The organism is Arthrobacter sp. Bi26 (assembly GCF_918697925.1).
Classification (GTDB): Bacteria; Actinomycetota; Actinomycetes; order Actinomycetales; family Micrococcaceae; genus Arthrobacter.
On sequence record NZ_CAKKMF010000005.1, the window covers coordinates 71,784 to 94,274 of the forward strand.

Genomic DNA, 22,491 nt, shown 5'->3' on the forward strand with positions numbered 1-22,491 from the left:
ATCACCATGACAACAACACACCGCGCCTTGACCCCTAACCAGGTCCGCCGCAAGAGCCTGATCTCCGGCACCGTCGGAGCGATCATCGAATGGTACGAATACACCGTCTACGGAACCGCCGCAGCCCTCGTCTTCGGCACCCTGTTCTTCCCCTCGAGCGAACCCGGCGTATCCCAAATCGCCGCCCTTGCCAGCTTCGGCGTCGGCTTCCTCGCCCGCCCCGTCGGCGCCTTCGTCTCCGGCCACCTCGGTGACCGGATCGGCCGCAAGTCCACCCTGATCCTGACCTTCCTCATCATGAGCATCTCCACGGCCGCCATCGGCCTGCTGCCCACATACCAGAGCGTCGGGTTCTGGGCTCCGGTCCTGTTGTGCATCCTCCGCCTCACCCAGGGGTTCGCCGTCGGCGGCGAATGGGGAGGAGCGGCGATCATCGCCGTCGAGAACGCGCCGAAGGGACGACGCGGATTCTTCGGATCCTGGCCGCAAATCGGTGTCTCCTGCGGCTTGCTCCTTGGCACCGGGGCTGTCGCCATTGCCCAAGCCATCTCGGGGGACCAGTTCATCGTCTGGGGCTGGCGTCTGCCCTTCCTCCTCAGCGTGCTGCTAGCCGCCGTCGGGCTTTACATTAGGCTAAACGCCAGTGAAAGCCCTGCCTTCCTCGCCGCCAAAGCCGAGGCCGAGCGGAAACAGGAAAAGCAAAAGGCGCCGATCCCGGTGGTTTTCAAGGAGCACCGCAGGGCTCTGGTCATTGCCCTGTTCTCGCGCTTCGCGGAAGCCGGGAACTACTACCTCTTCACCGTCTTCCTGCTCTCCTATGTGGCCACAACGTTGAAGCTCCCGGCATCCTACGGCCTGGTGGCCGTCATGATCGGATCGGCACTGAACATCGCCATGATTCCGGTCTTCGGCGCCATCTCTGACCGCATCGGCCGCAAGAACACCTTCTTCTTCGGCGCAGCCGTCATCATCGTCAGCGCCTGGCCGATCTTCGCCATGATCCAGACCGGAAACCCGTTCGCGATCATCGCCGGCGTCGCGATCTTCCTCACCCTGGGCCACGCAGCGGTCTACTCCGTGCTGCCGGCCTTCTACTGCGAACTGTTCCCCACGGAAGTCCGGTACACCGGTATCTCGGTCGGCTACCAGACCGCAGCCATCCTTCTGGCCGGGTTCACTCCGGTGATCGCCAGCGCCCTTGTCCTCTGGTCCGGCGGCACCTGGCCGCTGGTCGCGATCATCGTCGTGACCACCCTCATCGCCGTGACGGCAGTCGCTGCAGCCAAGGAATCCAAGGACCTTGACCTCGATACCATCGGCAAACCAACTCCGCGGCGCACCGCGGCGCACAGCGGAGTGAAATGAGAAGCCATTGAGCATACTGACCACACTTGCAACCGGCGCCGCAACCATCATCAGGAAGGCACGCGAAGCATACTCGGAGTTCGCACGGGAGTACGTGGATCTGCTCACCGCGGGACAGTCATTCCGACCATCAGAAGGTCCGATTGTCCGGCAATCCTAGATTGCGCTGACGCAGTCTGGTCAGATGGCCACGCTTGAGGAAGCCGGGACTCCTTACTCAACAGGGGTCCCGGCTTTCTGCCCTGAGGGACCGGCGTATGCAGGTCTGAACCTTGTCGCGGGCCGACGCGTAGCTGTCATTTGCACGCGAACGCTGGGTTCATGATGGCGCCATGTGGGATGAGCCTTGTGAGGGGCAAGGTCGCGCCCACTCCGTCCGAGACGTTTGCCGCGGATGTGGGGTCCATCATTACCGTCCACACCCGTGTCCACGTGATGCCGTTGCTCATCGGTGATGCTCTCGTTGCCTATTCTGCTGACACGAGTTCATGCACCCTGGAAGTCTGTGTGACATGACTTTCCGGCGGGTTTCTACGTCCCTTTTCTAGCGCGTCATGGCCGGGCCGGGGCTCGCCCGGTGAGGGAGTGCCCCCGGGGACTCAGGTGTTGTTCACAACGGAAAAGGTCCGCAAGGTCTAGTGCTCCAGGGCGACGCCTTGGTGGGGGACAAGGAGACTGAGGCCAAGTGCGCGAAGGTCTTCGCGAAAAAACCCGTTCCCACGGTGAACCCCATTGCCAACGAAGAGGGTAAACCGCGGCGTACGAAGCAGGCTAAGAAGTAGCCGACTTATCCGACGTCGAAAATTTCCCCGGCCTTTGTCCCGCTCATCCAGGACCCTGGCCTCGCGCCAACTACATCAAACCCGGCAACTGGGAATCATGCAGCACCCGATCCATACGGGCGCGTGATCGCCTCGAGGAAATGTCCGTCAGGATCCGCGAAGTAGACGCCGCGTCCGCCGTCGTTGTGGTTGATCTGCTGTGGGCGGGACCGTCCCGGGTCTGCCCAGTAGGGGATGCCCTCGGCCTGGATCCTTGCGAAGATTCCGTCGAAGTCTTCCTCGCTGACCAGGAAGGCGTAGTGCTGCGGGGAGATGGGCCGGTTCGCCGTGGCGAAATCGAGGGCCACTCCATGGTCAAGGGGCACGGTCATGAAAGACCACATAGGTTGGGGTTCCGGCAGCCCGAGCACGTTGGCCAGGAACTTCGCCGAACGGCGCTTGTCCGTTGCGTAGACGATGGTGTGGTTGAAAGTGACCGTCATGGTGGCCTCCTTGGGTGTGGTTGTCTGACACCATCTGACGTCCAGCCCCCTTCAGATTTCAAGAGCGCGCGCTACGTCCTTGGAACCTTCATTGGGCCAGCAACAGCGATCAGGACACAATGACTGTGTCAAGTATTTCTGGCCACGGAAGGGGCGGTTAAAACTGGCCCCACCCTGCGATGATGGGGACCGTCGAAAACTGGGCCGCGGTGACCGTGTGCGCCCTTCGGTGCTTGAGCGGGGGTGTGGGACAACGGCGCCGCAATTGGCTCTACCGCTTCCGGGTTCTTGGGTGAACGTCGAGTTCCTCGGGTCGGCCGGGCGTTGATCAGCAGGTGCCAATCATCATGCCTGCGGGCGGTCGCTGGGTTCAGTGTCATGGTTTTCCCCGGACCGGCAGTGGTTGGTGCGTTGTGGGCCAGCTTCACCGGGACAGTTGTTGTCACCGGCGCAGTTCTATCGAATTGTCGATCCAATGGGGCGCAAGTATCGGCGACCAAAGCAGCTCTGCGCGGCGCCTCTTTTCAGGGGCGCCGCGTAGTCCTTTTCAGGGGTTACGTGCTTTTCAACGGGTTAGAACGGACCAACACCGATGAGCTGAGCGACTATGGCCAAGGCGAATACGGTGGCGAGCAGGATCAGGGTCAGCGGCCAAATGAACCGGAACCACTTGTTGAACGGAACCCGGGCCAGGCCCAGGGCACCGATAAGTACTGCGTAGCTGGGCAGGATAAGGTTCGTAATGCCGTCACCGTACTGGTAGGCCAGCACGGCGGTCTGCCGCTGCATCTCGAGCAGATCCGCCAGCGGGGTCATGATGGGCATGGTGACAACGGCCATTGCCGACGAGCTGGGGATGACCAGGTTGATCAGGCTCTGGACCACCACCATCAGGCCCGGAACCAGCACTGCCGGCAGTGCGGCAAGTGGCTGGACGAGGCCGTTGATCACGGAATCGATGACCTGCCCCTGCTCAAGCACGATCTGGGCAGTCCGGGCGAACCCGACCAGAAGTGCGGCGAACAGCAGTTGGCGTGCACCGTCCACGAAGCCGTCAGCGATCTGCCCTGGCCTCAGCCGGCTGGCGATGCCGATCAGGATGGCGATCAACACGAAGTATCCGGTGAGCTGGGGGATGCCCCACTTCCACATGAGCATCGCGAAGATCATGAACGCAATGCCGAGCCCGAAGATGATGAGTGCGGCCTTGTGCCGGCCTGTCATGACGATGGTCTTGGGTGGTGTAGAGCTGGGCGCCGGCGTCGACGGCCAAACTGGCCGCGTTGATCTGTTCAGTGCTGTACCCGTTTGCAGCCCCGACAACCACGACGTCGGCCAGTTCCGGTTGTGCGGGATCGGCCAGGTTGACGCCCAGACTGCGCAATGGGGCGGCCAGACCCTCCGCTCCGAGCGCCAGCACCCGGGCCCCGGGGTGGCGGTGGGCAATGTACTCGGCGGCTGCGCTGCCGGCGGTAACAAAATCCTCGTCGCGGATTCCGATTCCCTGGGAGCGGAGGTGCGCCGCGTACTCGGCCGGGGTCTTCTCCGAGGCGTTGGTGCAGACTACGACGGCGTGTCCGGCAGCGTAGAGCGCTGCCACCAGCTCCGCGGCGCCCGGCATGGCTTCCCCGCCGGCACTGCCGGCGCGCTTTGTCCGCATCAGGCAACCGTCGACATCCAGTACCCAGCCGTGGGAATTTTCAATGGCGTCGCTCATGCCGTGACCTCCTGTGCGGCGCTGCCGACTGTTGGACCAACTTCGTTGGACGTCCCGCGTTGAATGGAAAATTTTGTGGTGCCGTCGCTGATGGACACCGAGGTGGAGGGCCGGTCATTCACTGCAGCGAGCAACCTCTGCAGCGTTGAGGTGGCCGAATTCTTCTTCGCGGCGTACATGCTGGTCCCCGAAGTACTTCCCGCCGCAGCTGGTGCAGTACGCGAACTCACTCCTGCGGACCAAGGTCCTGTTCGGCTCCGACTACCCGATGATCCCGCCGGACCGCTGGATCGCCGACTTTGAGAAACTGGCCATCAAACCCGAGGTGCGCCCGCTGATCATGCGCGAGAATGCGATCCGGCTGCTCGGGCTGCAGAACGCCACAGCGACCGCCGCGGAATGATGACGGGCCTGAGCGCACAGCACATGCTCATGGCTCGAGAGAAAAATGCGTAAATTTGGGAACACCGACGAGCGGGCAACAGCCCACCCGCCTCTGTCCCTCCGCCTGAACACATGGAGAAGACAATGTGACAACGCGTACTCATCACCGCCGGAGCCAGCGGGATCGGCCTGGCCACCGCCAAGGCCTTCGCAGCGGCCGGCGCCCGGGTTCACATCGCCGACATCAATGCCGACGCCGTGGCCGCAGCCAGCGCCGGTAACCCGGACATCACCGGATCCGTGACGGACGTCAGCAACTCCGACGCCGTCGCCGCCCTGTTCGAGGACGTCAAGAAGGAGCTTGGCGGTCTGGATGTGCTGGTCAACAACGCCGGCATCGCCGGCCCCACCGCCCCGGTGGAAGAATACGACGCCGGCGCTTTCGCCGCCGTCGTCGGCGTGAACCTGCAGGGGACCTTCAACGTCACGCAGCGGGCTATCCCGCTGCTTAAGGAATCCGACGCCGCGTCCATCGTGACCATGTCTTCCCTGGCCGGCCGGTTCGGCTACCCGAACCGTGTTGCTTACTCCACCACCAAGTGGGGCCTGGTCGGCTTCGCCAAGACGCTCGCCATGGAACTGGGCCCGTTTGGCATTACCTCGAACACCATCCACCCGGGCGCCGTGGACGGCCCGCGCATCATGAGCGTCTTCGAGGGCCGTGCGTCCGTGTCCGGCCGCACCGTTCAGGAGGAAATCGACTCCGCGATGGCCAACCAGTCCGTGAAGAAATTCATCAACCCGGACGACATCGCCGCCCTGATCCTGTTCCTCGCCGGCCCGCACGCCCGCACCATCTCCGGCCAGATGTTCCCCATCGACGCCGACTCCAAAGCCGCAGTCTAATGAGCACGAAGTATATTGCCGCACAGGCGCCAGCCACCGGCAGCCCCGCCGGGACAAACGCACCGGCCGGTAGCGTCGCTCCGCCGGCGGGCAGCCTCTGGCGCGGCCGCGTCGTGGGCATCGCTCATATTGTTCTTGCGGTCCGGTTCGGGCACGTGCTGATGGGCCCGGACCATGCGGGAAGGTGCTACTGGGCGCTGAAATTAGAAAGCGCCGACGCTCCTGTCCGGTCCATCCCGCAGGTCAGACAGGACCTTGTGCCCGGTTGCCCATTTCTTTGATAGTTCCGCCGGGGCATCGTTTCGGGTCTCAGTCCATGAGGTCGAAGTCCAGGTCGAGGTCCAGGGGCGAGTTCAGCCGTCTCCAGGTGGAGGATGTCCGGCGAAGACACCGGCGGACGCGGCAGTGGCTCCAAGCTGCACAATTGCGGACCGCCACGACGTCCCTGAGGTGCAGCGGTCCTGCACGGCGGAGGCTTTCCCGGTGTGTCGGCACCGGATCCAGATCCTGGGTTCCACCCAACGGTCGGTTTCAGTGGATACGCGGCGACTCACATTTGCGCGCCCAGCCGACAGGCAACGCCATGGGCACAACGGACAAGTCCTTGATCATCACCACTCACCCGGGGGACGTCAGCTGAATCCGGCTCTCTAATATCTGCCTCCGGCGAACGCCCCAAGCGTGCCTGAGGCGACGTAGCATCAAGGTATGGGGGCAGCCAGGAGTGTGGCGAAATGTTTGAGCGATTTACGGACCGTGCCCGTCGCGTAGTTGTGCTTGCCCAAGAAGAGGCACGCATGCTGAACCACGGTTATATTGGTACCGAACACATCCTCTTGGGTCTGATCCATGAGGGTGAGGGTGTTGCCGCCAAAGCCCTTGAATCCTTGGGCATTTCCCTCGACGGTGTCCGCGAGCAGGTCCAGGAGATCATCGGCCCGGGCCAGCAGTCCCCGTCCGGACACATCCCCTTTACCCCTCGTGCCAAGAAGGTCCTGGAGCTCTCGCTGCGTGAGGCCCTGCAGCTGGGCCACAACTACATCGGGACCGAGCACATCCTCCTCGGCCTCATCCGGGAGGGCGAGGGCGTTGCCGCCCAGGTGCTCGTCAAGCTCGGCGCCGACTCGAGCCGGGTCCGCCAGCAGGTCATCCAGCTGCTCTCGGGTTACCAGGGCAAGGAGGCCACAGGCCCCGGTCAGGATCACGTTGAAGCGGTTCCCTCCGGTTCCGTGGTTTTGGACCAGTTCGGCCGCAACCTGACCCAGGCGGCGCGCGAGAACAAACTGGACCCCGTGATCGGCCGCGAGCAGGAAATGGAACGCGTCATGCAGGTCCTGTCCCGCCGCACCAAGAACAACCCCGTGCTGATCGGCGAGCCGGGCGTCGGCAAGACCGCCGTCGTTGAGGGCCTGGCCCAGGCTATTGTCCGTGGGGATGTCCCGGAGACCCTCAAGGACAAGCAGCTGTACACTCTGGACCTGGGCTCCGTGGTGGCCGGCTCGCGGTACCGTGGTGACTTTGAGGAGCGGCTGAAGAAGGTCCTCAAGGAGATCCGCACCCGCGGGGACATTCTTTTGTTCATCGACGAGATCCAGACACTGGTGGGTGCCGGTGCCGCCGAGGGTGCCATCGATGCGGCCTCGATCCTGAAGCCGTTGCTGGCCCGCGGCGAGCTGCAGACCATCGGTGCGACCACGCTGGACGAGTACCGCAAGCACATCGAGAAGGATGCCGCGCTGGAGCGCCGTTTCCAGCCGATCCAGGTCAAGGAACCCTCCGTGGCCGACGCGATCGAGATCCTCAAGGGCCTCCGCGACCGGTACGAGGCACACCACCGGGTCACCATCACCGACGGCGCCCTGGTCGCCGCCGCGAACCTCTCCGAGCGCTACATCTCGGACCGGTTCCTGCCGGACAAGGCGATCGACCTGATCGACGAGGCCGGGGCACGGCTGCGCATCCGCCGCATGACCGCCCCGCCGGAGCTTAAGGCTATTGCCGAAAGGATCATTGGCGTCAGGAAGGCCAAAGACGTCGCGATCGACGCCTCCGACTACGAGGGTGCCGCGTCACTGCGCGATGAGGAGCAGAAACTGATTGCCGAGCGTAAAGAGAAGGAGCGCCAGTGGAAGACTGGCGGGCTGGACGACATTTCCGAGGTTGATGAGGACCTGATCGCCGAGGTGCTGGCGAACTCCACCGGCATCCCGGTCTTCAAGCTGACCGAAGAAGAGTCCTCGCGGCTGCTGAAGATGGAAGATGAGCTGCACCAGCGTGTGGTCGGCCAGGAGGAAGCGATTAAGTCGGTTTCGCGGGCGATCCGGCGCACCCGTGCAGGGCTCAAGGACCCGAAGCGTCCGGGCGGTTCGTTCATCTTTGCCGGCCCCACCGGCGTGGGCAAGACCGAGCTCGCCAAGGCCCTCGCGGAGTTCCTGTTCGGCGAGGAAGACGCGCTGATCACGCTGGACATGTCCGAGTACTCGGAGAAGCACACGGTCTCGCGGCTCTTCGGTGCCCCTCCGGGCTACGTGGGCTACGAGGAAGGCGGCCAGCTGACCGAGAAGGTCCGCCGTCGTCCGTTCTCCGTGGTGCTGTTCGATGAAGTGGAGAAGGCGCACGCCGATCTCTTCAACTCGCTGCTGCAGATCATGGAAGACGGCCGCCTGACCGACTCCCATGGCCGCGTGGTCGACTTCAAGAACACCGTGATCATCATGACCACCAACCTCGGCACCAGGGACATCTCCAAGAGTGTTGCCACCGGCTTCCAGTCCGGCACGGACACCCAGACCGGCTACACCCGGATGCGCGCCCGGGTCACCGAGGAGCTCAAGCAGCACTTCCGCCCCGAGTTCCTGAACCGTGTTGACGATGTTGTGGTCTTCCCGCAGCTGACCCAGGACGAGATCATCGAGATCGTGGACATGTTCGTCAGCCGGCTCAAGAAGCGCCTGAAGGACAAGGACATGGGCATCGAGCTCACGTCCGCGGCCAAGGTGCTCCTCGCGGCCCGCGGCTACGACCCCGCCATGGGTGCCCGGCCGCTGCGCCGCACCATCCAGCGCGAGATCGAGGACCAGCTCTCCGAGAAGATCCTCTTCGGCGAGCTGCACTCCGGCGACATCGTGGTGGTGGATGTCGAAGGCGAAGGCGACGACGCGAAGTTCACTTTCGCCGGCAACGCCAAGCCGCGCATCCCGGACGCACTGCCCGCCGCAGGCTGATCGGAATACCGCCGGGGTGGGCCGATATCCGGTGGCTCAACGGGCGGCGGGACCCGTCGCCGGGGACCCGCCGCCGTCGGACTGCCGTCAGCTGCCGGCCGGGGCACCGGCGCAGGGAGGCCATTGCCCTGGTCCGGACCGGAAGAGCCCGCTGTAGGCGTTGGGGGCGATCTGGCCGGACAGATGGGCATAGAGGACATTGCGGCCGGCCGGAATCTCCCGGCTTGTCACGAGGTCGATCAGCCCGGCGAGGGACTTTCCGTCGTAGACCGGGTCGGTGATCATGGCCTCGAGCGAGGCGCCAAGGCGGATGACTTCCAGAGTGGAATCGACTCCGTACAGGTCTCCGGCCCAACCCTCCATGACGTTGATTTCGTCATCACGGAGCTCCCGGCCCAGGCCGATCAGCTCGGCGGTGTTCCGGGCGATGCGGTCAACCTGGTCTGGGCCTGTATAGAAAAGAGTCTTGGCGGCGCCGACGTGAGCGGCAATCGCACCGCCTCAGCGAGATCGGAAGAGCCGCCGAATCATTCCAAGCGTGGCCGTCCCAGTTCCTGGGAAGCGGAACCCATGATAGTCCCTCGAAATGTGGCGACTCACGCCGTGATTTTCGTTCCACAACTATCCTCCCTGCGATGTCCCACAGGAATCGTGCGGAATGGATACCGGTGCAGTTTTTGCCCCAGCTCTAATAAGAGAAGGCGCTCAGGGTCACTTTGGCTCGGTTTTCGACGTTCACCATCGTCACAGGGTGGGGCCAGTTTCAACTGTCCTTCCGGGCCGGAAATACTTGGCGCAACCACCACGACCGGAATCAGTCAGGGCACCAGCGGACTGTCTCCAGGGTTACCTTAGATCCATGGGGCACCTGAGAGGTCCTTTATATCTGGACATCGCGGCGAAGGGCCTGTCTCTGGCGGGTGTTGCGCTGATGATCTTCGGTCGGGAGGGCTGGTTCACCGTCGGTGTTTTCGTCGTGGTTATCGGCGTGCTGATCGGGGCGTGGGCCATGGTTGCCGTCCGTGGGGTGCGGTCACCTGGAGGGCCCTCCCGCCCGGCACCTTTCGGCGCATGGAACCGGAGGGACGCCGGTGCGGAAAAGGACGACGATTCCTGAACGGCGAGGATTCGCCCGACCCGGAGCTCAGCCTGATGAGTCTCCGGAGACCTCGCGTCGCGGAAGTTAATGTCCCAGGGTGCCGGTCTGATACTGTTGCTACACCTTTCCGTAGCACAGTCCCTGTGCCGGCACGCCTGCACAGGAGGCATTCCATGGCTGAAATCTTGACGGACTTTTCGGGTGAGTGGCGCTTTGACCCCACCCACACCCGCATCGGTTTCTCTACGCGCCACGCAATGGTGACCAAAGTGCGCGGGGCGTTCAACGACGTTGAGGGCGCCATCCACGTCAATGCCGAAAACCCTGAGCAGTCGTCGGCACGGATGACCATCAAGGTGGCCAGCATCGACACTCGCAATGCGGACCGCGACCAGCACCTGCGTACTAACGAATTCTTTGACGCACCGCAGTTTCCGGAGATCACGTTCTCCAGCAACCGGGTGGACCAGGTCGACGACGGCCACTTCATCGTTGGCGGTGACGTCACCATCCGCGGGGTCACCAAGGACATCGCCATCCCGCTGGACTTCATCGGCGTCGAACGTGACCCCATGGGTAACCTCCGGGCGGGCTTTGAAGGCTCACGCCGGATTGACCGGCAGGACTTCGGTCTCACATGGAATGCGGCTCTTGACTCCGGCGGGGTCCTTATCTCGGACAAGATCACCCTTGAATTCGAAATCTCCGCCGTGAAAGTCGAAGACCCGGCGGCCTGACACCCACCGCGCCGGTATCGCCGGACGCCAGTTCCAAGCAGCCGGCTGCACCGTGCTCGGTGTCCGGCCCGATGCGCGGATGGTCTCTATTTCTCTGGTGTGTCATCAGGCAGCGGCATCGAGGGCGATGAGCGGCCGGGCGTGAGTCGCCGGAAGCGAAGCGCCGGGCGCCGTCGGTGAAGGCCTCCGCGGGGCTGGGCGCGGCGGGGAGCGATGGTGAGGCTGCCTCGGACAAGGCCATGCGGGCACAAAATCGCGCCACGGAGTGTACTCCGTGGCGCTTGTTTGCTAATGAATTGCTTGACTTTATGAACTGCTCGACTGCATATGTTTGCGTTCCGAAATGTGCTCCACCAGTTCGCCCACACGCTCCTCCGAGTAGTTGCGCGCGATGTCACCCTGGCTGATGATGCCGACCAACTTGTGGTCAGCAATGACCGGGAGCCGCCGGACCTGGTACTTCTCCATCATTTCGATGGCGGCGTCAACGTTCGCATCGGCGTCAATCCAGTGGGGCGCACCGGTGGCGAGGTCGCGGGCCATCATCTCGCGTGGATCACGGCCCACGGCAACGCACTTGAGCACGATGTCCCGGTCAGTGATCATGCCCTTCAACTTGCCGTCATCACCGCAGATCGGCAACGATCCGCAGTCCAGATCCAGCATCATCCGTGCGGCATCTACGAGGGACTGGTTCTCCTTAATACACTGTGCATCCGTACTCATGAATTCACGTACGGCACTCATTGGTCCTCCTTCATCGATTGAGGTATCGACGCAGAGTCACCGGGCACATGCGCCGATGCTGCTAGCCTACGCCCGGGCCAGCGCCGATGTCGACGGCGGTTCCTCCCCTATTTGGGAGCTTCCGTTAACCATCAGGGAGTCGGGCAGTTCTTCGGTTTTTTCGGGCGCCGGGGCAGGGTCAGATGGGCTGCGCGGCGGGCCATTGCCGCATTGAACCGTTCGGGTCAGCGGCGGGTGCAATACAGGAGCGAAAGCGATAGCTCAGGTCCGTGTTTCCAGGATAGTGCGGTCGTGACGGGGCTGGATACCCCGGCTGCATGTTTCGAATGATCGGCCGGAACAGAAGGCGTGACGGCTGTGTCTGCGTGGTCTGCTGGATGAACAGACCGTTGTCTGGCCGGGTGCCCGAGGCTCGTGACATGGCTGTCTGCGGAGAGGCTCACCTTCGTTCTTGCATCACAGCCGACTGGGCGCCTGAAATCCTTACACGCGGATCACGGCCAGCGAACCTGGATCGATGGCAATCATTCCGCCGTCCACCGGTATCACGGCTGCGTTGGCATACGAGGCTTGGTCAGAGAGCAGCCACGCCACCACGTTTCCGGTTTCGAGCGCCTCTGCTGGCCGTCGGGTAGGCACGAATGATGTGGCCACGGAGTAAGCGTGTTGACGTTTCAGCTCGAGTTCTGCGCCGAATTCATCCATTTCCTGGTCTGCCATTTCGGTGCGGGTCCACCCCGGGCAGACGGCGTTCGCTCGGACCCCAAGTGGGCCGTAGTCCACGGCAATCGACTGCATCGGCATTGTTAGCGCCGCCTTTGAGGCGTTATACCCGGGGATACCTGCGGTTGCCCTGAGCGCCGCGGCTGAGGCGACTCCCACAATGGCGCCGCCAGCCGCTATGAGGTGCGGCACGATTGCCTTGGCCAGAAGGAAGGGACCCGTCAGTTGGTACGGATCGTTGCGTCCGAGTCTTCGTTCGCCGACTCACCGACTGCCCCGGGGCTGACAATGCCCGCATTCAGCACGAGACCGTTGATCGATCCGAATCGCTCAACGGTAGTTGCAACAAGTTCGCGTACACCGTTCTCCGATGCAGCGTCGGCAACGAATGGGACGGCGCCGGCGGATCGGGCGACCCTCTCAAGGGTTTCGAGTCGACGGCCACAAATGGCAACGTCCCACCCTTGGCACCGGGATGAGGCAAAACAATCATGTTAGCGCCAGCAACGGAATTGGAATTCATGGCGACTTTAATTGAGGGCTGGAGAAATCATGGCTGAAGTCCGCGTACACACGCATCTATCCGCCGGGCGTTGGCACGATCTGGAGGTATTTACGATCAAGGCTCCAAACACGGTTGCGGAATTTGAGGTTCCGGCCGGCGTTCAGATCAAGCTCCGGTATGGGGCGGGGCCGCTAGGATACGACCGGCAGCAGCAGACGACTGACGGGAGGAACGTAAAACGCTTAGTCGTTGGCGGACTAATGGTCCGTGCTCGGATGCAAGCCAGGACTCCACAAGCCATCCAGCTCTCGTACAAGAGGATCACCAAATAGTGCTAACTGCAGCATACGGGCCGCTTATCCAGGACCACGAAAAGCTGCTCGGGACTGCCCCGGCTTTTGTTGGCTCGGGGTCTTAGGCCGCTCTGAGCGCGGTCCGGTTGATTGTTTCATATTCGATTGGTGTGAGTTTTCCCAGCCGTCTTTGCCGTCGCCGGCGGTGGTAGGTCCGTTCGATCCAGGTCGTGATGGCTAAAAGGAGTTCCTGCCTGGTGGTCCACCGCTGCCTATCCAGGACGTTCTTCTGCAGGAGGGAGAAGAACGATTCCATCGCGGCGTTGTCCGCGCATGCACCGACCCTGCCCATCGAGCCTGTGAGCCCGTGGTGTCGGAGCGATTCAACGAAGCGGCGTGACCGGAACTGGGATCCGCGATCCGAGTGCACCACGGTCCCTGCCGGGCGGCGTGACCGCACCGCGTTCTCCAGCGCGGCGACGGCCAGCGAGGATTTCATCCGCGAGTCCATCGAGTAGCCGACGATCCTTCCGGAATAGACGTCCTTCACCGCGCAGAGGTAGAGCTTGCCCTCACCGGTGGGGTGTTCGGTGATGTCGGTCAGCCACAACTCGTTCGGCGCAGCGGCGGTGAAGTCCCGTTCGACCAGGTCGTCGTGGACCGGTGGACCGGTTTCCGGTTCAGACCCCGCTTCTTGGAATAGACCGACCAGATGCCGTGGTCCCGGCACAAGCGCTGGACCCTGTTCTCACCGGCCATGATGCCCTTCTCGGGGAGTTCGTCGGCGATGAACCGGTACCCGAACGCCGGATCGTCGGCGTGGATGTCCAGGGCGGCGTTCACCAGGTGTGCGTCGACCCAGTCGCGTTCCGTGACCGGGCTGGCTCTCCACCGGTAATAGCCTTGCTTGCTGAATCCCGACACCCTGCAGTCCACCGCCACGGGAACACCGTCGGCGGCAAGATCCGTGACCAGCGGCTAGATCATTTTGGGTTGACGTCCCGTGCCAGATACGCAGCAGCGCGGAGCTTTTCCATCCGCCGGGTGGAGACCCCGAGCAGGTAGCAGGTCGCGACCACGGTGGTCAGGGCGACCTCGGCCCGGCGGCGGCGTTCCAGCAGCCAGTCCGGGAAGCACTATCCCTGCCGGAGCTAGGGGATGGCGACGTCCAGGGTGCCGGTGCGGGTGTCGAAGCCCCGGTGCCGGTACCCGTTGCGGGAGTTGCTGCGGGCCTCGCAACGTCAAGAACTCGGTGGTGAAGAAACTCTTGCCATTCACATGATCCCCTCATGCCGGCAGGAACCCCGGCAGACGGCTTACCCACCGCATGCCTCGCAGCTTCACCGGACACCGCCGGTCCTCCTCGATGTCCCATTCGGAGTCGCTGAAGCGGCGGACGTTCCCGGCGGGAATCCATGTCCAGTGCGCGAGGTGCTCGTCGTCCGGCCATGACACGAGGATGTGCGAAAGGTTCCACCGCTCGCCGAGGCGTGGACGCCCACTGTGCAGGTCGTGCCCGGGAAGAGCAGCATCCGACGAGACATTCAGGGCCTCCGGGCGGTGGCTTCAAATGGCATGATCGTCAGATCTGGGCGTCGAGCCGAAGCCCTCGGGAGCTGCCCGCGCGGGATTCGGTGGCGGTCTGTCCGCTCCTACTCGTCCCCACATGCCGATCGGCTCTCAAACTGCGGGAGTTGGCCAACCGGTGGCTGACGCTGCCCGGCTACTTGGGCGCGAACGTCGGTAGAAGGTGATCACGCACTGGCTACCCTAATCGACCAAGTTGACCGATGGATCGAGGCTTAGCTAGGCTCACCGGTGGTTTGAGGTCCGGTCGGGGCGTTCCGGAGATGGATCGGCCCGTGACCGGCTAGGTCTTTGCGTATCAAGTTGATGCCGTTGACGAGGTGCGAATCATCGATGGCTGCCGGTGCGAAATACGTCGAGTAAACAGACTCTCCACCGTACGCCCAGCCGAGGACAGCGCCTGCCCGCGTATACAGCTGCTGTGCGTGGGCAGGCTCTTTAGCAGGTTGTGGGCCGGCTAGTTCGGCCAGGTTGAGCAACTGTGCGATGTGGAGCGCGGACAACACTGTGTTGTGGTGATAGCAGGTTAGTCCATCACTTTCTTTGGGCGTAGTGCTGCGTTTCGGCGACCATGACGCCTGCGTGTTCTGTCCTGCAAGGCGGATCGTCTCGGCAAACTTGCCGTGCTTATTAGCGATGATGAGAGTATTTCCAGGAGGCTGCCCCGGATAGCACATCTGCCTCAACAGAGCCGTCGCTTCCTCAGTTGAAGTTGTTCCCGTGGCTCCTGAAATGGTTGTCACTGTAGTCAGCTCGAGGCCGCGCACAGGGCTACTACTCGGACTGCCGAGAACGTCTTTCTCTAGTTGCTGCACCTCGTGAAGGAGAATCATATCGATCGTTCGGATTTTGTCGTCGGATGCTTTGAACACCGCGAGTTGAGTTAATTGCTGTTGGAGGGATGCCGCGGCTTCGAGCGTCAAATCCCCTTCAAACGTCGCGGTGACCGCGATGCCGACTCCGGATGGGTAGAGGTAGCGCTCACAGGTCACGATGACATTCAGGCGATTTGTTGTCGGCACGAACCCCCTAGACCGCAACAGTGGTACCTGCTTGATCCACCCCGAGTACGCCTGGGCCGTCGAATACCCAGAGCCGAGCAGAGCCGCCCAGTACTTGTGCCCCGTCTCGTAGGAGCCCCACGGCTTCAGCCATTCTGCTCCCGTCGTGGGTGCCGCCATGAAGGCGGTCGTGTAGGAGGTCAGACTGCTAAGTGACGGCTTACCGAGTCCATCAATGACAACCTCCCGAAGCGCAGATGTCAGCAGCCAGCTGATATGAAAACGAGTGATACTAGCCATGACATCTGCCCCTATTGCTATCCTTGCGGCCACTTGATATAAACGAATTGACTGAATAACTATCTTTGAGTAGATAGAATTTACTTTTAAGTAAATTGGGCCGCCCGATGGCGGGCCGTGGCCGGGTGCTCGCACCCGGCCCTTCATTTTTACCTTCGACTCGATCACCCATTACGACTCCGTGCTGACAATCCTGCCGTGACCGAAGTCCGTCAGGTCAGTCAGTTTGACCTTAGTAACAGTCGCGACATCCTTGGTTGGCTGGTATTCGGGGGAGCTGAAGTCCGGGCCCGTCACGAGTTCGTAGAGCTCTCGATTCTTTCCTTCCGTGAGGAGAGCATCGAACCTTGCTGCATTCTCGCCTTCTTTTGAAGGCTTTGACACGATCCGGGGGCATACTAAGGCTGTAGTCGGGCCGAAGCGGAGCACAAACACCCTGTCTGTGTTCTGGTTCGTGTAGTTCGCGTTAGCTACCTGATCCAGCTTGTCCTTGGTCTTAGCCTTGCCCTTGAAGCGCGTGATTTTGCGGAGGACTGTTCGGGCACTGTCATTCGGCTGAAAACGATTTCGGCGGATTACCCATCGGACTGCTATCGCGACCGCCCAGACTGCTGCCCCGGTTGCGATGCCTAGTACACAGATCCGGACGATATCGACGAATCCGTAGACAGCGCTGTAGTTCCGGCCGAAAATCTCCGTATAAAGAAAAGGAAACGGCATCGCGAAAAGAACACCGAGGATCGCCAAGGCCACCGTGCCGGTTATCGTCTGCGGCGGCGTGATCTCGATAGGCAACTCGCGGGGATACACACGCCACCACAGGAACCAGACGACGAGCACGAACAGCAGACCAGGAACGACGAAGAGCGCGGGCGCGATCGCCGCGCCGAAGGCGCCGGTCAACGCGTCCTCCCCAAACACGCTCAGGGAAATCTTGTGACTGTCCGTGGCGAATCCGGCGTTCTGGCCGACCGAGTCCTCGTAGTTTATTGATAGAACGACTAGGGCACTTCCAGGCTGAACGCCGTTCGGCGCGCTTACGTGTAGGTGCACGGTGGCGCCGTCTCCGGGGGCGAGGGTGTCCGGCAGATCCAGCGTAAGGGAACCTGTGGGGGCGTCAGCAGGGCGCGAGGCCTTAGTCAATTCGACTTTGAGAAAGGTCGGGAAAGTGAGCGTTGCCCCTGTGATGCGCTGCGTCAGAGCGCTAGTGTTCTGGACGCCGAAATAGAGGTCTGCGGCTTGGGTATCGACCATCGCCGTGTCGCCAGATTGGGAGATCGTGAGCGCATTCGATGCCAGCGCCGGAATCGTCCCGGGCAAGACCTTCAGCGTAGCCAGGATTGACCCCGCCGAGTCCACTCCGGTGTAACCGATCGTCGTGACCACTGTGACGGACGACAACAGCCGGGCGGGGAGAGTGACGATTGCTGGCACAGTCAGCGAGCCGCCCGCCGGAATCGACACGGGTGTCTCGTCAAGGGTTATGACGAGTGGACTAACTGCGCCGCTTTCCTGCCTGATCTTCGGGTTGACCACCACAGGGGCGCTCGTGGGGTTCTGGATGCGGAGCCCTGTCGCACGCGTCTCGCCAGGAAGCATCGCAAGTTCGTCAGGCGTGTACGCCGCCGCAACGGCCATCGACTCCGCTGCCGCCGATGTGGCCACGGGCCCGAAGCCGGAGAGGAGAATGGACGCAGCGAGGGCGCTGATGCCAATCACTCGGGCGATCCGGAGCCAAAATGCCCGATCAGCGCTCATTTACTTCGCTTCCTCCCCATCCGGCCTACCGGGCGTGATTCTAAAAAGTGCGACCTGTCGTTGCGGCAGCGGGAGCAACTTGGGTAGTCCGAGCGAAGCGAACCGCTGCGTGTTGGTCTCCTACCTGTGACCCTCGATGAGATGCGAGATGTCGGAGCGCTGCACACTCCACACCCTCGCCGCGACCCGTTGGACGCATGATCCCAACAAGCCCGACTTGCGCAAGGCTAAACTTCAGTAGTGCCATTGAGGCAGTGTGACATTGAGCCGAACACACGTCTAGGTCTCATTGTTTCGTTCTCAGCCCGGTCAGCGTGATTGGTCGGACCCCAATTAGCAGTCCAGCGTCTACGCGATAGCTAATTTGGCCTGTTTCGGTCCATGTTTCCTAGAAGCGTTTCGGCCTCATGCCGTCCAGCTACTCGTGGGGCCATTCATGACTGTAGATAGATTTCCATTCCTCGGCCAAATAGTTCGGCCATGGTGTGGATGATTTCACCAGAAAGTTGTTCCCTTCTGGACTGGGCGTTGAAGGATTCGATGAAGGCGTTCTGTCGGGTGATCTCGGGTCGATGAAGGCGGTGTCGACTCCAGCGGTGTCGCACCAGTCGATCAGCGCGGCGGCGGTGAATTTCGGCTAGAAGGCCCACAACGGGGTGAGCTGGGCCCCGACGGGGTGAAGGATCACCCGAAGTCCTTCGCGAAGCGGTCCCGTCTCGTTCGGCGACGACTTCTGAGCCACGGAGAGTGCGCCCCGGTTCCGGCCGCGTCGCGGGGTCAGGCCCGCGACGTGGCCGGAGCTGTCTGGCCTTGGTGGTCGGTTGAGACCGAGCCGACGCTCGGCTGCGGCGGCCCCTCGACCGCCGGTAACGCTCGAGTTGGCAGCTGTGGTGCGTTCAGATCCCGCTCCCGGTCCGCGCGGCTGACGTCCCCGGGTCGTACTGGAGGGAGGCGGCGTTGGGCAGCCAGGCCGCCTCGTCGTAGAGGCTGCTTAACCGGCGCGGAAGCTTCTCCAGGACACGGTCGGTGCGGACCTGCTCCAGGGCGTCCACCAGGTAGTACGTGCCGGTCGGATGACCTTTGGCCGACGCGGCGGAACCGAGCCCTTGCACCACTGGGCGGGTCACGACCGCGTCCTGGTAGTCGCCGAGCAGGTCCTGGAGCTTCTTGGCCTGCCGGCCCAGCCGCCGGGCGGGTTTGCCGACGACGGGGGTGGCGACGTGGATCACGTAGCGGAGTTGCTTGTCGGCCTTGCGGGCGTCGTGCAGCGCCTCATCCCGCTCTGTCCCCGCCGGCAGCGCCTGGGCGGCCACGAGGTGACGGTCGAGCGTGCGCAGCGCCTTGGCGATGCTCTTTGGCAGCTCCTCCGCCGCGGGCCGCGCCGCGCGCTCGGTGAAGGGCGGGTCGGCCGGCGGCCAGTCCAGCACCTGACGGAGCGCGGCGTAGCGATCGCTGTCGAGCGTGGCATGGGTGGTCTGGCTGCTACTGACGGCGAGCTGGTCCAGCTGGGTCCGGGCGTGGTCGAACACCGGGCCAACGATCAACTCCGACGGCAGGGCGTCGTGCTGTCGTTTCAGCTCGATGAGTGTCCTCTGGGTGTCGTTCTCCTCGCCGAGCTGGCGGCCCAGCCACGCCAGCTCGGCGCACACCGGTCGAGTGACCTGCCGATCGAGGATGCGGGAGAAGCCGCGAAGTGTGGAACGCAGCTGGCGGATCACGACGCGCATCTTGGTGACCCCCTTCGGGTCGCCGTCGCGCACCTTGCGCTCGGCCTCCCGAAGTGCCCTGGTCTGGGCGAGGAGGGCATGCAGCACCACCTCGCCGGCCGTGGGCGGGGACGCAGTCGCCGTCTGGTTCTTCGATGGCTTGGTGCGGTGGGTGGACGGCTCTCGGGTGTTCGTCGCGGTGATGGTCATTAGAGGGCTCCGATGGTTGTGAGGTGGGTGCGGTCGGCGGAAGGGTCTGCCGGAGCGGTCTCGGGCAGCTCGGTGTCCAGAACGCCACCCCGGCGCAGGTACACGGTGCGGGTGGCCAGCGCAGTGACCGCGGGCCGATGCGTCGTCGCGATGATCGTGCGACCTTTGACGAGCCGGCCCAGCGCCTGGACAACGAGTTCCTCGGCGTGAACGTCCAGGCCGGTGGTGGGTTCGTCGAGGAGCACGACGGGGGCGTCGACGAGCAGTGCGCGGGCGATGCCGACGCGCTGGCGCTGCCCGCCGGACAGCCCGGTCCCGCCGGTACCGACGGTGGTGTCGAGCCCGTCGGGGAGGTCATCGGCGAACTCGCTGACCAGGGCCGCCTCTGCGGCGGCAGCCACCTCGGCGTCCGTGGCGTCGGGGCGGCCGTAACGGATGTTGTCGATCAGTGTGCCGGAGAACAGGAAGGTGTCCTGCAGGACCATGGCCGCCTGCTGGTGCAGCCAGCGCTCCGGGAGGTCGGGGACCGAGTGCCCGTCGAGCAGGACCTGGCCGGAGGTGGGACGGTAGAGGCCGCCGATCACGGACAGGAGGGTCGACTTGCCGGCGCCGTTGTCACCGAGCAGGGCGATCCGCTCGCCCGGGGTGACGGTCAGGTCGACGTCAGTGAAGACCGGGCCGCGGCCGGTGCCGTAGTCCAGCACGACCTTGCGCAGCTCGATGCGGCCGTCGACGCGGGCCGGCAGCGGCTCCTCGGTGCCCTGGTGGTCGGTGGGCTGGTCGAGGATGTCGGCGATCCGTTGGGCGGAGGCGGCGCCCTGGGTGAAGCTGGGTGCCAGCTTGGCCAGGGACTTCATCGGCGAGAGCATGGTCTTGAGGTAGCTGGTGACGACCACCAGCACCCCGACCTGCCACCAGCCCTTCAGCGCTCCGTAACCGCCGACGAACAACACCAGCGCGGTGCCCACGGAGGCGACCAACTGCAGGGTGGGGGAGAACTTGGCGCTGACCTTGACCGAGCGCAGCGAGAGGCCGAGCACGTTGTCGTTCTGCGTGGCGAACCGCTGGTCCTGCACCCGCTGGCTGCCGAACGCGTGCACGGTGCGGATGCCCATCAGGGACTCGGTGACGAGCCCGGTCAGGTCGCCGGTGGCGGCGCGCTTGCGACGGGCGTACTGCCGGGTCAGGCCGGCGAAGTGGTTGGCGGTCAGGAATACCAGCGGGGCGACGACGAGCCCGATCAGCCCGAGGCGCCAGTCCACCGCGACCATCACGGCGGCGGTACCGGCCAGGGTGAGCACGGACGGGACGAGGTCGGTGCCCACATCCCGCAGGGTCGATTCCACCGTTGACGTGTCGGAGACGACCCGGCTGGTCAGCTCGCCGACGTTCTGCCGGTCGTGGAAGGCCATCGGCAGCCGCTGGGTGTAGGCGAACACATCCGCGCGGATGCGCGAGGTGATCCGCTGGCCGGACCCGTTCATGTACATGTCGCCCAGGTAGGAGAACATCCCCGCGGCAGCGGTGATCGCCACCACGGCGCTCGCCGCGACCAGCAGCATCGCCATCGACGAACCGCCGAACCACCCGGCGACGGCGTGCAGGATCCCGCTCTTGCCCTGGCCGTTACCTTGGCCCTTGTCCTGGAGCAGGTCGTTGATGACCAGCGCCAGCGGCCAGGGGGCGGCAAGATTGGCGGCCATTTGCCCGCCGTTCATCAGCACGCCCAGGGCCAGCGACTTTCGCTCGGGCCGGCCGTATTCCTTGAACCGCCACAGCTCGCGCAGAGTGCTGAGATCCCAGCGCGAACGCCCACCGGCGCCGTGTCTTTGCGGTTTGACTGCGTCGATGTCTTCCGGGCTGGATGGCAGGTCGTCCGTGGAGTGGACGGTCATGGGTTGCTCCTCTGTACAGGGCGGTATTGGCAACGGCGCCGACGATGCGGGATGCACCGCAGAAACATACGTTGTATGGAAGCTTAACCATACAACGTATGGAAGGTAGGCCGCAATACTGACCGCCTGTGGTCGAAGCAATTTTTGGAAGTCTCCCTAGGGAGGGCAGGCGTTGCCTGGTCAGGGGCTCCGGTGCCACAGTGAACCATGGCCACAGAGGAAGATGTCCGCCAGATCTGCCGTGGACTGCCGGGGGTTAGCGAGCGGCCCAGCTGGGGCCAGCCGGCATGGTTCGGAAAAACCCTGATGGCACGTATCTGGGAAGACGGCGTCCTCACCGTGAAAACCGAGGAACGGGAAGCACTCGCAGGGACCGGCCCCGACACCTACTTCTGGACGCCCCACCACGAGCGGTCCCCGAAACTGGTGCTGGTCCGCTTGGATAGGATCGACGTCGAGGAACTGGACGAGCTGCTGCAGGAGTCGTATCGCTTGGCTGGCGGGGGAGCCGCCAGGTAAGCGCTGGGCCGTCGGTGCCGGGCATTTCCAGGTCAAGTCCCGCCTTCAAGGCGGCAATGCGGTTGCTGACGGCGCCCCAGCCCGAGATGGCGGCTTCGCGCAAGCCCCATTCTGTTCGCAGGACGTCTGTGAGGAGCCACCGGTTTAAGGCGAGAGGCACACGTCCTGCGGCAAAGCACGTGCTCCCCGAGGGGGCCCATGCACCACAAAAGGCAGGGTTTTCTTCTTCGCTGCGTCGAAGGAGAAAACCCTGCCGGTTGTGGATTGTGGTTAGTTAGATGGTCCGTACGGCGATGTCGGCGGCGAGGCGGGGCAGGCGTGGGAACCAGGCGTCCTCGCCTGGTTCCCCGACGTTGACCACCATGAACGCCCGGTGTGTGGTGCCGGCGTTGAAGTCAGCGTCGACGCCGGCGGCGTCGAATCCACCCATGGGGCCTGCATGGAGCCCGACTGCACGTACCGCCATGATGAAAATCCCGGATTGGAGCCAGGCGTTGTTCTTGCCGATTTCGGCGCGTTTGATTCTGTCGCCGTCGAACATTGCTTTGCGT

The 22,491-nt window shown here is 63.4% G+C and carries 14 protein-coding genes and 7 pseudogenes; 7 read left to right on the forward strand and 14 right to left on the reverse strand.

Annotation, left to right across the window (positions count from 1 at the left end):
• Positions 1-6 precede the first annotated feature (6 nt).
• Positions 7-1,365: an MFS transporter gene (locus LQV16_RS02255; protein WP_229992314.1), complete on the forward strand. Its 1,359-nt coding sequence runs from the start codon at positions 7-9 to the stop codon at positions 1,363-1,365.
• An 877-nt stretch (positions 1,366-2,242) separates the two neighbouring features.
• Here the strand turns inward: LQV16_RS02255 and LQV16_RS02260 are convergent.
• The 3 genes and pseudogenes from LQV16_RS02260 to LQV16_RS23650 form a co-directional block, all read right to left on the reverse strand.
• Entirely contained in the window at positions 2,243-2,629 is a 387-nt protein-coding gene (locus LQV16_RS02260) for a VOC family protein (protein ID WP_229992315.1), read from the reverse strand.
• A 573-nt stretch (positions 2,630-3,202) separates the two neighbouring features.
• A complete protein-coding gene (locus LQV16_RS02265; RefSeq protein ID WP_229992316.1) occupies positions 3,203-3,853 on the reverse strand; it encodes an AbgT family transporter in 651 nt (216 codons plus the stop codon).
• Positions 3,854-4,055: 202 nt separating this feature from the next.
• Positions 4,056-4,346, reverse strand: a pseudogene (locus LQV16_RS23650) (hypothetical protein); the annotation flags it as partial.
• 145 nt (positions 4,347-4,491) lie between these two features.
• On the opposite strand from LQV16_RS23650, the gene LQV16_RS02275 reads away from it, so the two are divergent.
• The 3 genes from LQV16_RS02275 to LQV16_RS02285 all read left to right on the forward strand — a co-directional run bounded on the left by LQV16_RS02275 (position 4,492) and on the right by LQV16_RS02285 (position 8,860).
• Positions 4,492-4,749 carry an amidohydrolase family protein gene (locus tag LQV16_RS02275; protein WP_356815660.1) on the forward strand — a complete coding sequence of 86 codons (258 nt, stop codon included), beginning with the start codon at positions 4,492-4,494 and terminating at the stop codon, positions 4,747-4,749.
• Positions 4,750-4,892: 143 nt separating this feature from the next.
• Entirely contained in the window at positions 4,893-5,636 is a 744-nt protein-coding gene (locus LQV16_RS02280) for an SDR family oxidoreductase (protein ID WP_290369314.1), read from the forward strand.
• Between the two features lie 734 nt (positions 5,637-6,370).
• Positions 6,371-8,860: an ATP-dependent Clp protease ATP-binding subunit gene (locus tag LQV16_RS02285; RefSeq protein WP_229992318.1), complete on the forward strand. Its 2,490-nt coding sequence runs from the start codon at positions 6,371-6,373 to the stop codon at positions 8,858-8,860.
• 87 nt (positions 8,861-8,947) lie between these two features.
• Here the strand turns inward: LQV16_RS02285 and LQV16_RS02290 are convergent.
• Positions 8,948-9,340 (reverse strand): annotated as a pseudogene (locus LQV16_RS02290) (aminocyclopropane-1-carboxylate deaminase/D-cysteine desulfhydrase family protein); the annotation flags it as partial.
• 379 nt (positions 9,341-9,719) lie between these two features.
• On the opposite strand from LQV16_RS02290, the gene LQV16_RS02295 reads away from it, so the two are divergent.
• Together LQV16_RS02295 and LQV16_RS02300 are read left to right on the forward strand one after the other, a co-directional pair.
• Positions 9,720-9,977, forward strand: coding sequence for a hypothetical protein (locus LQV16_RS02295; RefSeq protein ID WP_229992319.1), 258 nt, complete (start codon positions 9,720-9,722; stop codon positions 9,975-9,977).
• Positions 9,978-10,132: 155 nt separating this feature from the next.
• Complete coding sequence (locus LQV16_RS02300) at positions 10,133-10,696, forward strand: YceI family protein (protein ID WP_229992320.1); 564 nt, start codon at positions 10,133-10,135, stop codon at positions 10,694-10,696.
• Positions 10,697-11,002: 306 nt separating this feature from the next.
• Here the strand turns inward: LQV16_RS02300 and LQV16_RS02305 are convergent, their stop codons facing one another.
• From LQV16_RS02305 to LQV16_RS02345, 9 genes and pseudogenes are all read right to left on the reverse strand, one after another.
• The gene (locus tag LQV16_RS02305) at positions 11,003-11,443 is read right to left on the reverse strand and encodes a CBS domain-containing protein (protein WP_229992321.1); all 441 of its coding nucleotides are present in this window, start codon (positions 11,441-11,443) and stop codon (positions 11,003-11,005) included.
• 483 nt (positions 11,444-11,926) lie between these two features.
• Positions 11,927-12,615, reverse strand: a pseudogene (locus LQV16_RS02310) (SDR family oxidoreductase).
• Between the two features lie 470 nt (positions 12,616-13,085).
• A pseudogene (locus tag LQV16_RS02315) lies at positions 13,086-13,989 on the reverse strand (IS3 family transposase); the annotation flags it as partial.
• Positions 13,990-14,193, reverse strand: a pseudogene (locus tag LQV16_RS02320) (transposase); the annotation flags it as partial.
• A 573-nt stretch (positions 14,194-14,766) separates the two neighbouring features.
• On the reverse strand, positions 14,767-16,020 hold the full coding sequence (locus LQV16_RS02325; protein WP_229992322.1) for a hypothetical protein: 1,254 nt from the start codon (positions 16,018-16,020) through the stop codon (positions 14,767-14,769).
• Between the two features lie 3 nt (positions 16,021-16,023).
• Positions 16,024-17,610, reverse strand: coding sequence for a hypothetical protein (locus LQV16_RS02330; RefSeq protein WP_229992323.1), 1,587 nt, complete (start codon positions 17,608-17,610; stop codon positions 16,024-16,026).
• A gap of 421 nt (positions 17,611-18,031) precedes the next feature.
• Positions 18,032-18,247 (reverse strand): annotated as a pseudogene (locus LQV16_RS02335) (integrase core domain-containing protein); the annotation flags it as partial.
• A 259-nt stretch (positions 18,248-18,506) separates the two neighbouring features.
• Positions 18,507-19,526, reverse strand: a complete 1,020-nt coding sequence (locus LQV16_RS02340; protein WP_229992324.1) for a CHAD domain-containing protein — start codon at positions 19,524-19,526, stop codon at positions 18,507-18,509.
• On the reverse strand, positions 19,526-21,421 hold the full coding sequence (locus LQV16_RS02345) for an ABC transporter ATP-binding protein (protein ID WP_229992325.1): 1,896 nt from the start codon (positions 21,419-21,421) through the stop codon (positions 19,526-19,528). The genes LQV16_RS02340 and LQV16_RS02345 overlap by 1 nt, the downstream gene beginning before the upstream one ends.
• Before the next feature lie 207 nt (positions 21,422-21,628).
• Here LQV16_RS02345 and LQV16_RS02350 point away from each other — a divergent pair, with 207 nt between their 5' ends.
• Positions 21,629-21,940 carry an MmcQ/YjbR family DNA-binding protein gene (locus LQV16_RS02350; protein WP_229992326.1) on the forward strand — a complete coding sequence of 104 codons (312 nt, stop codon included), beginning with the start codon at positions 21,629-21,631 and terminating at the stop codon, positions 21,938-21,940.
• 274 nt (positions 21,941-22,214) lie between these two features.
• Here the strand turns inward: LQV16_RS02350 and LQV16_RS02355 are convergent.
• Positions 22,215-22,491, reverse strand: a pseudogene (locus LQV16_RS02355) (nitroreductase family protein); the annotation flags it as partial.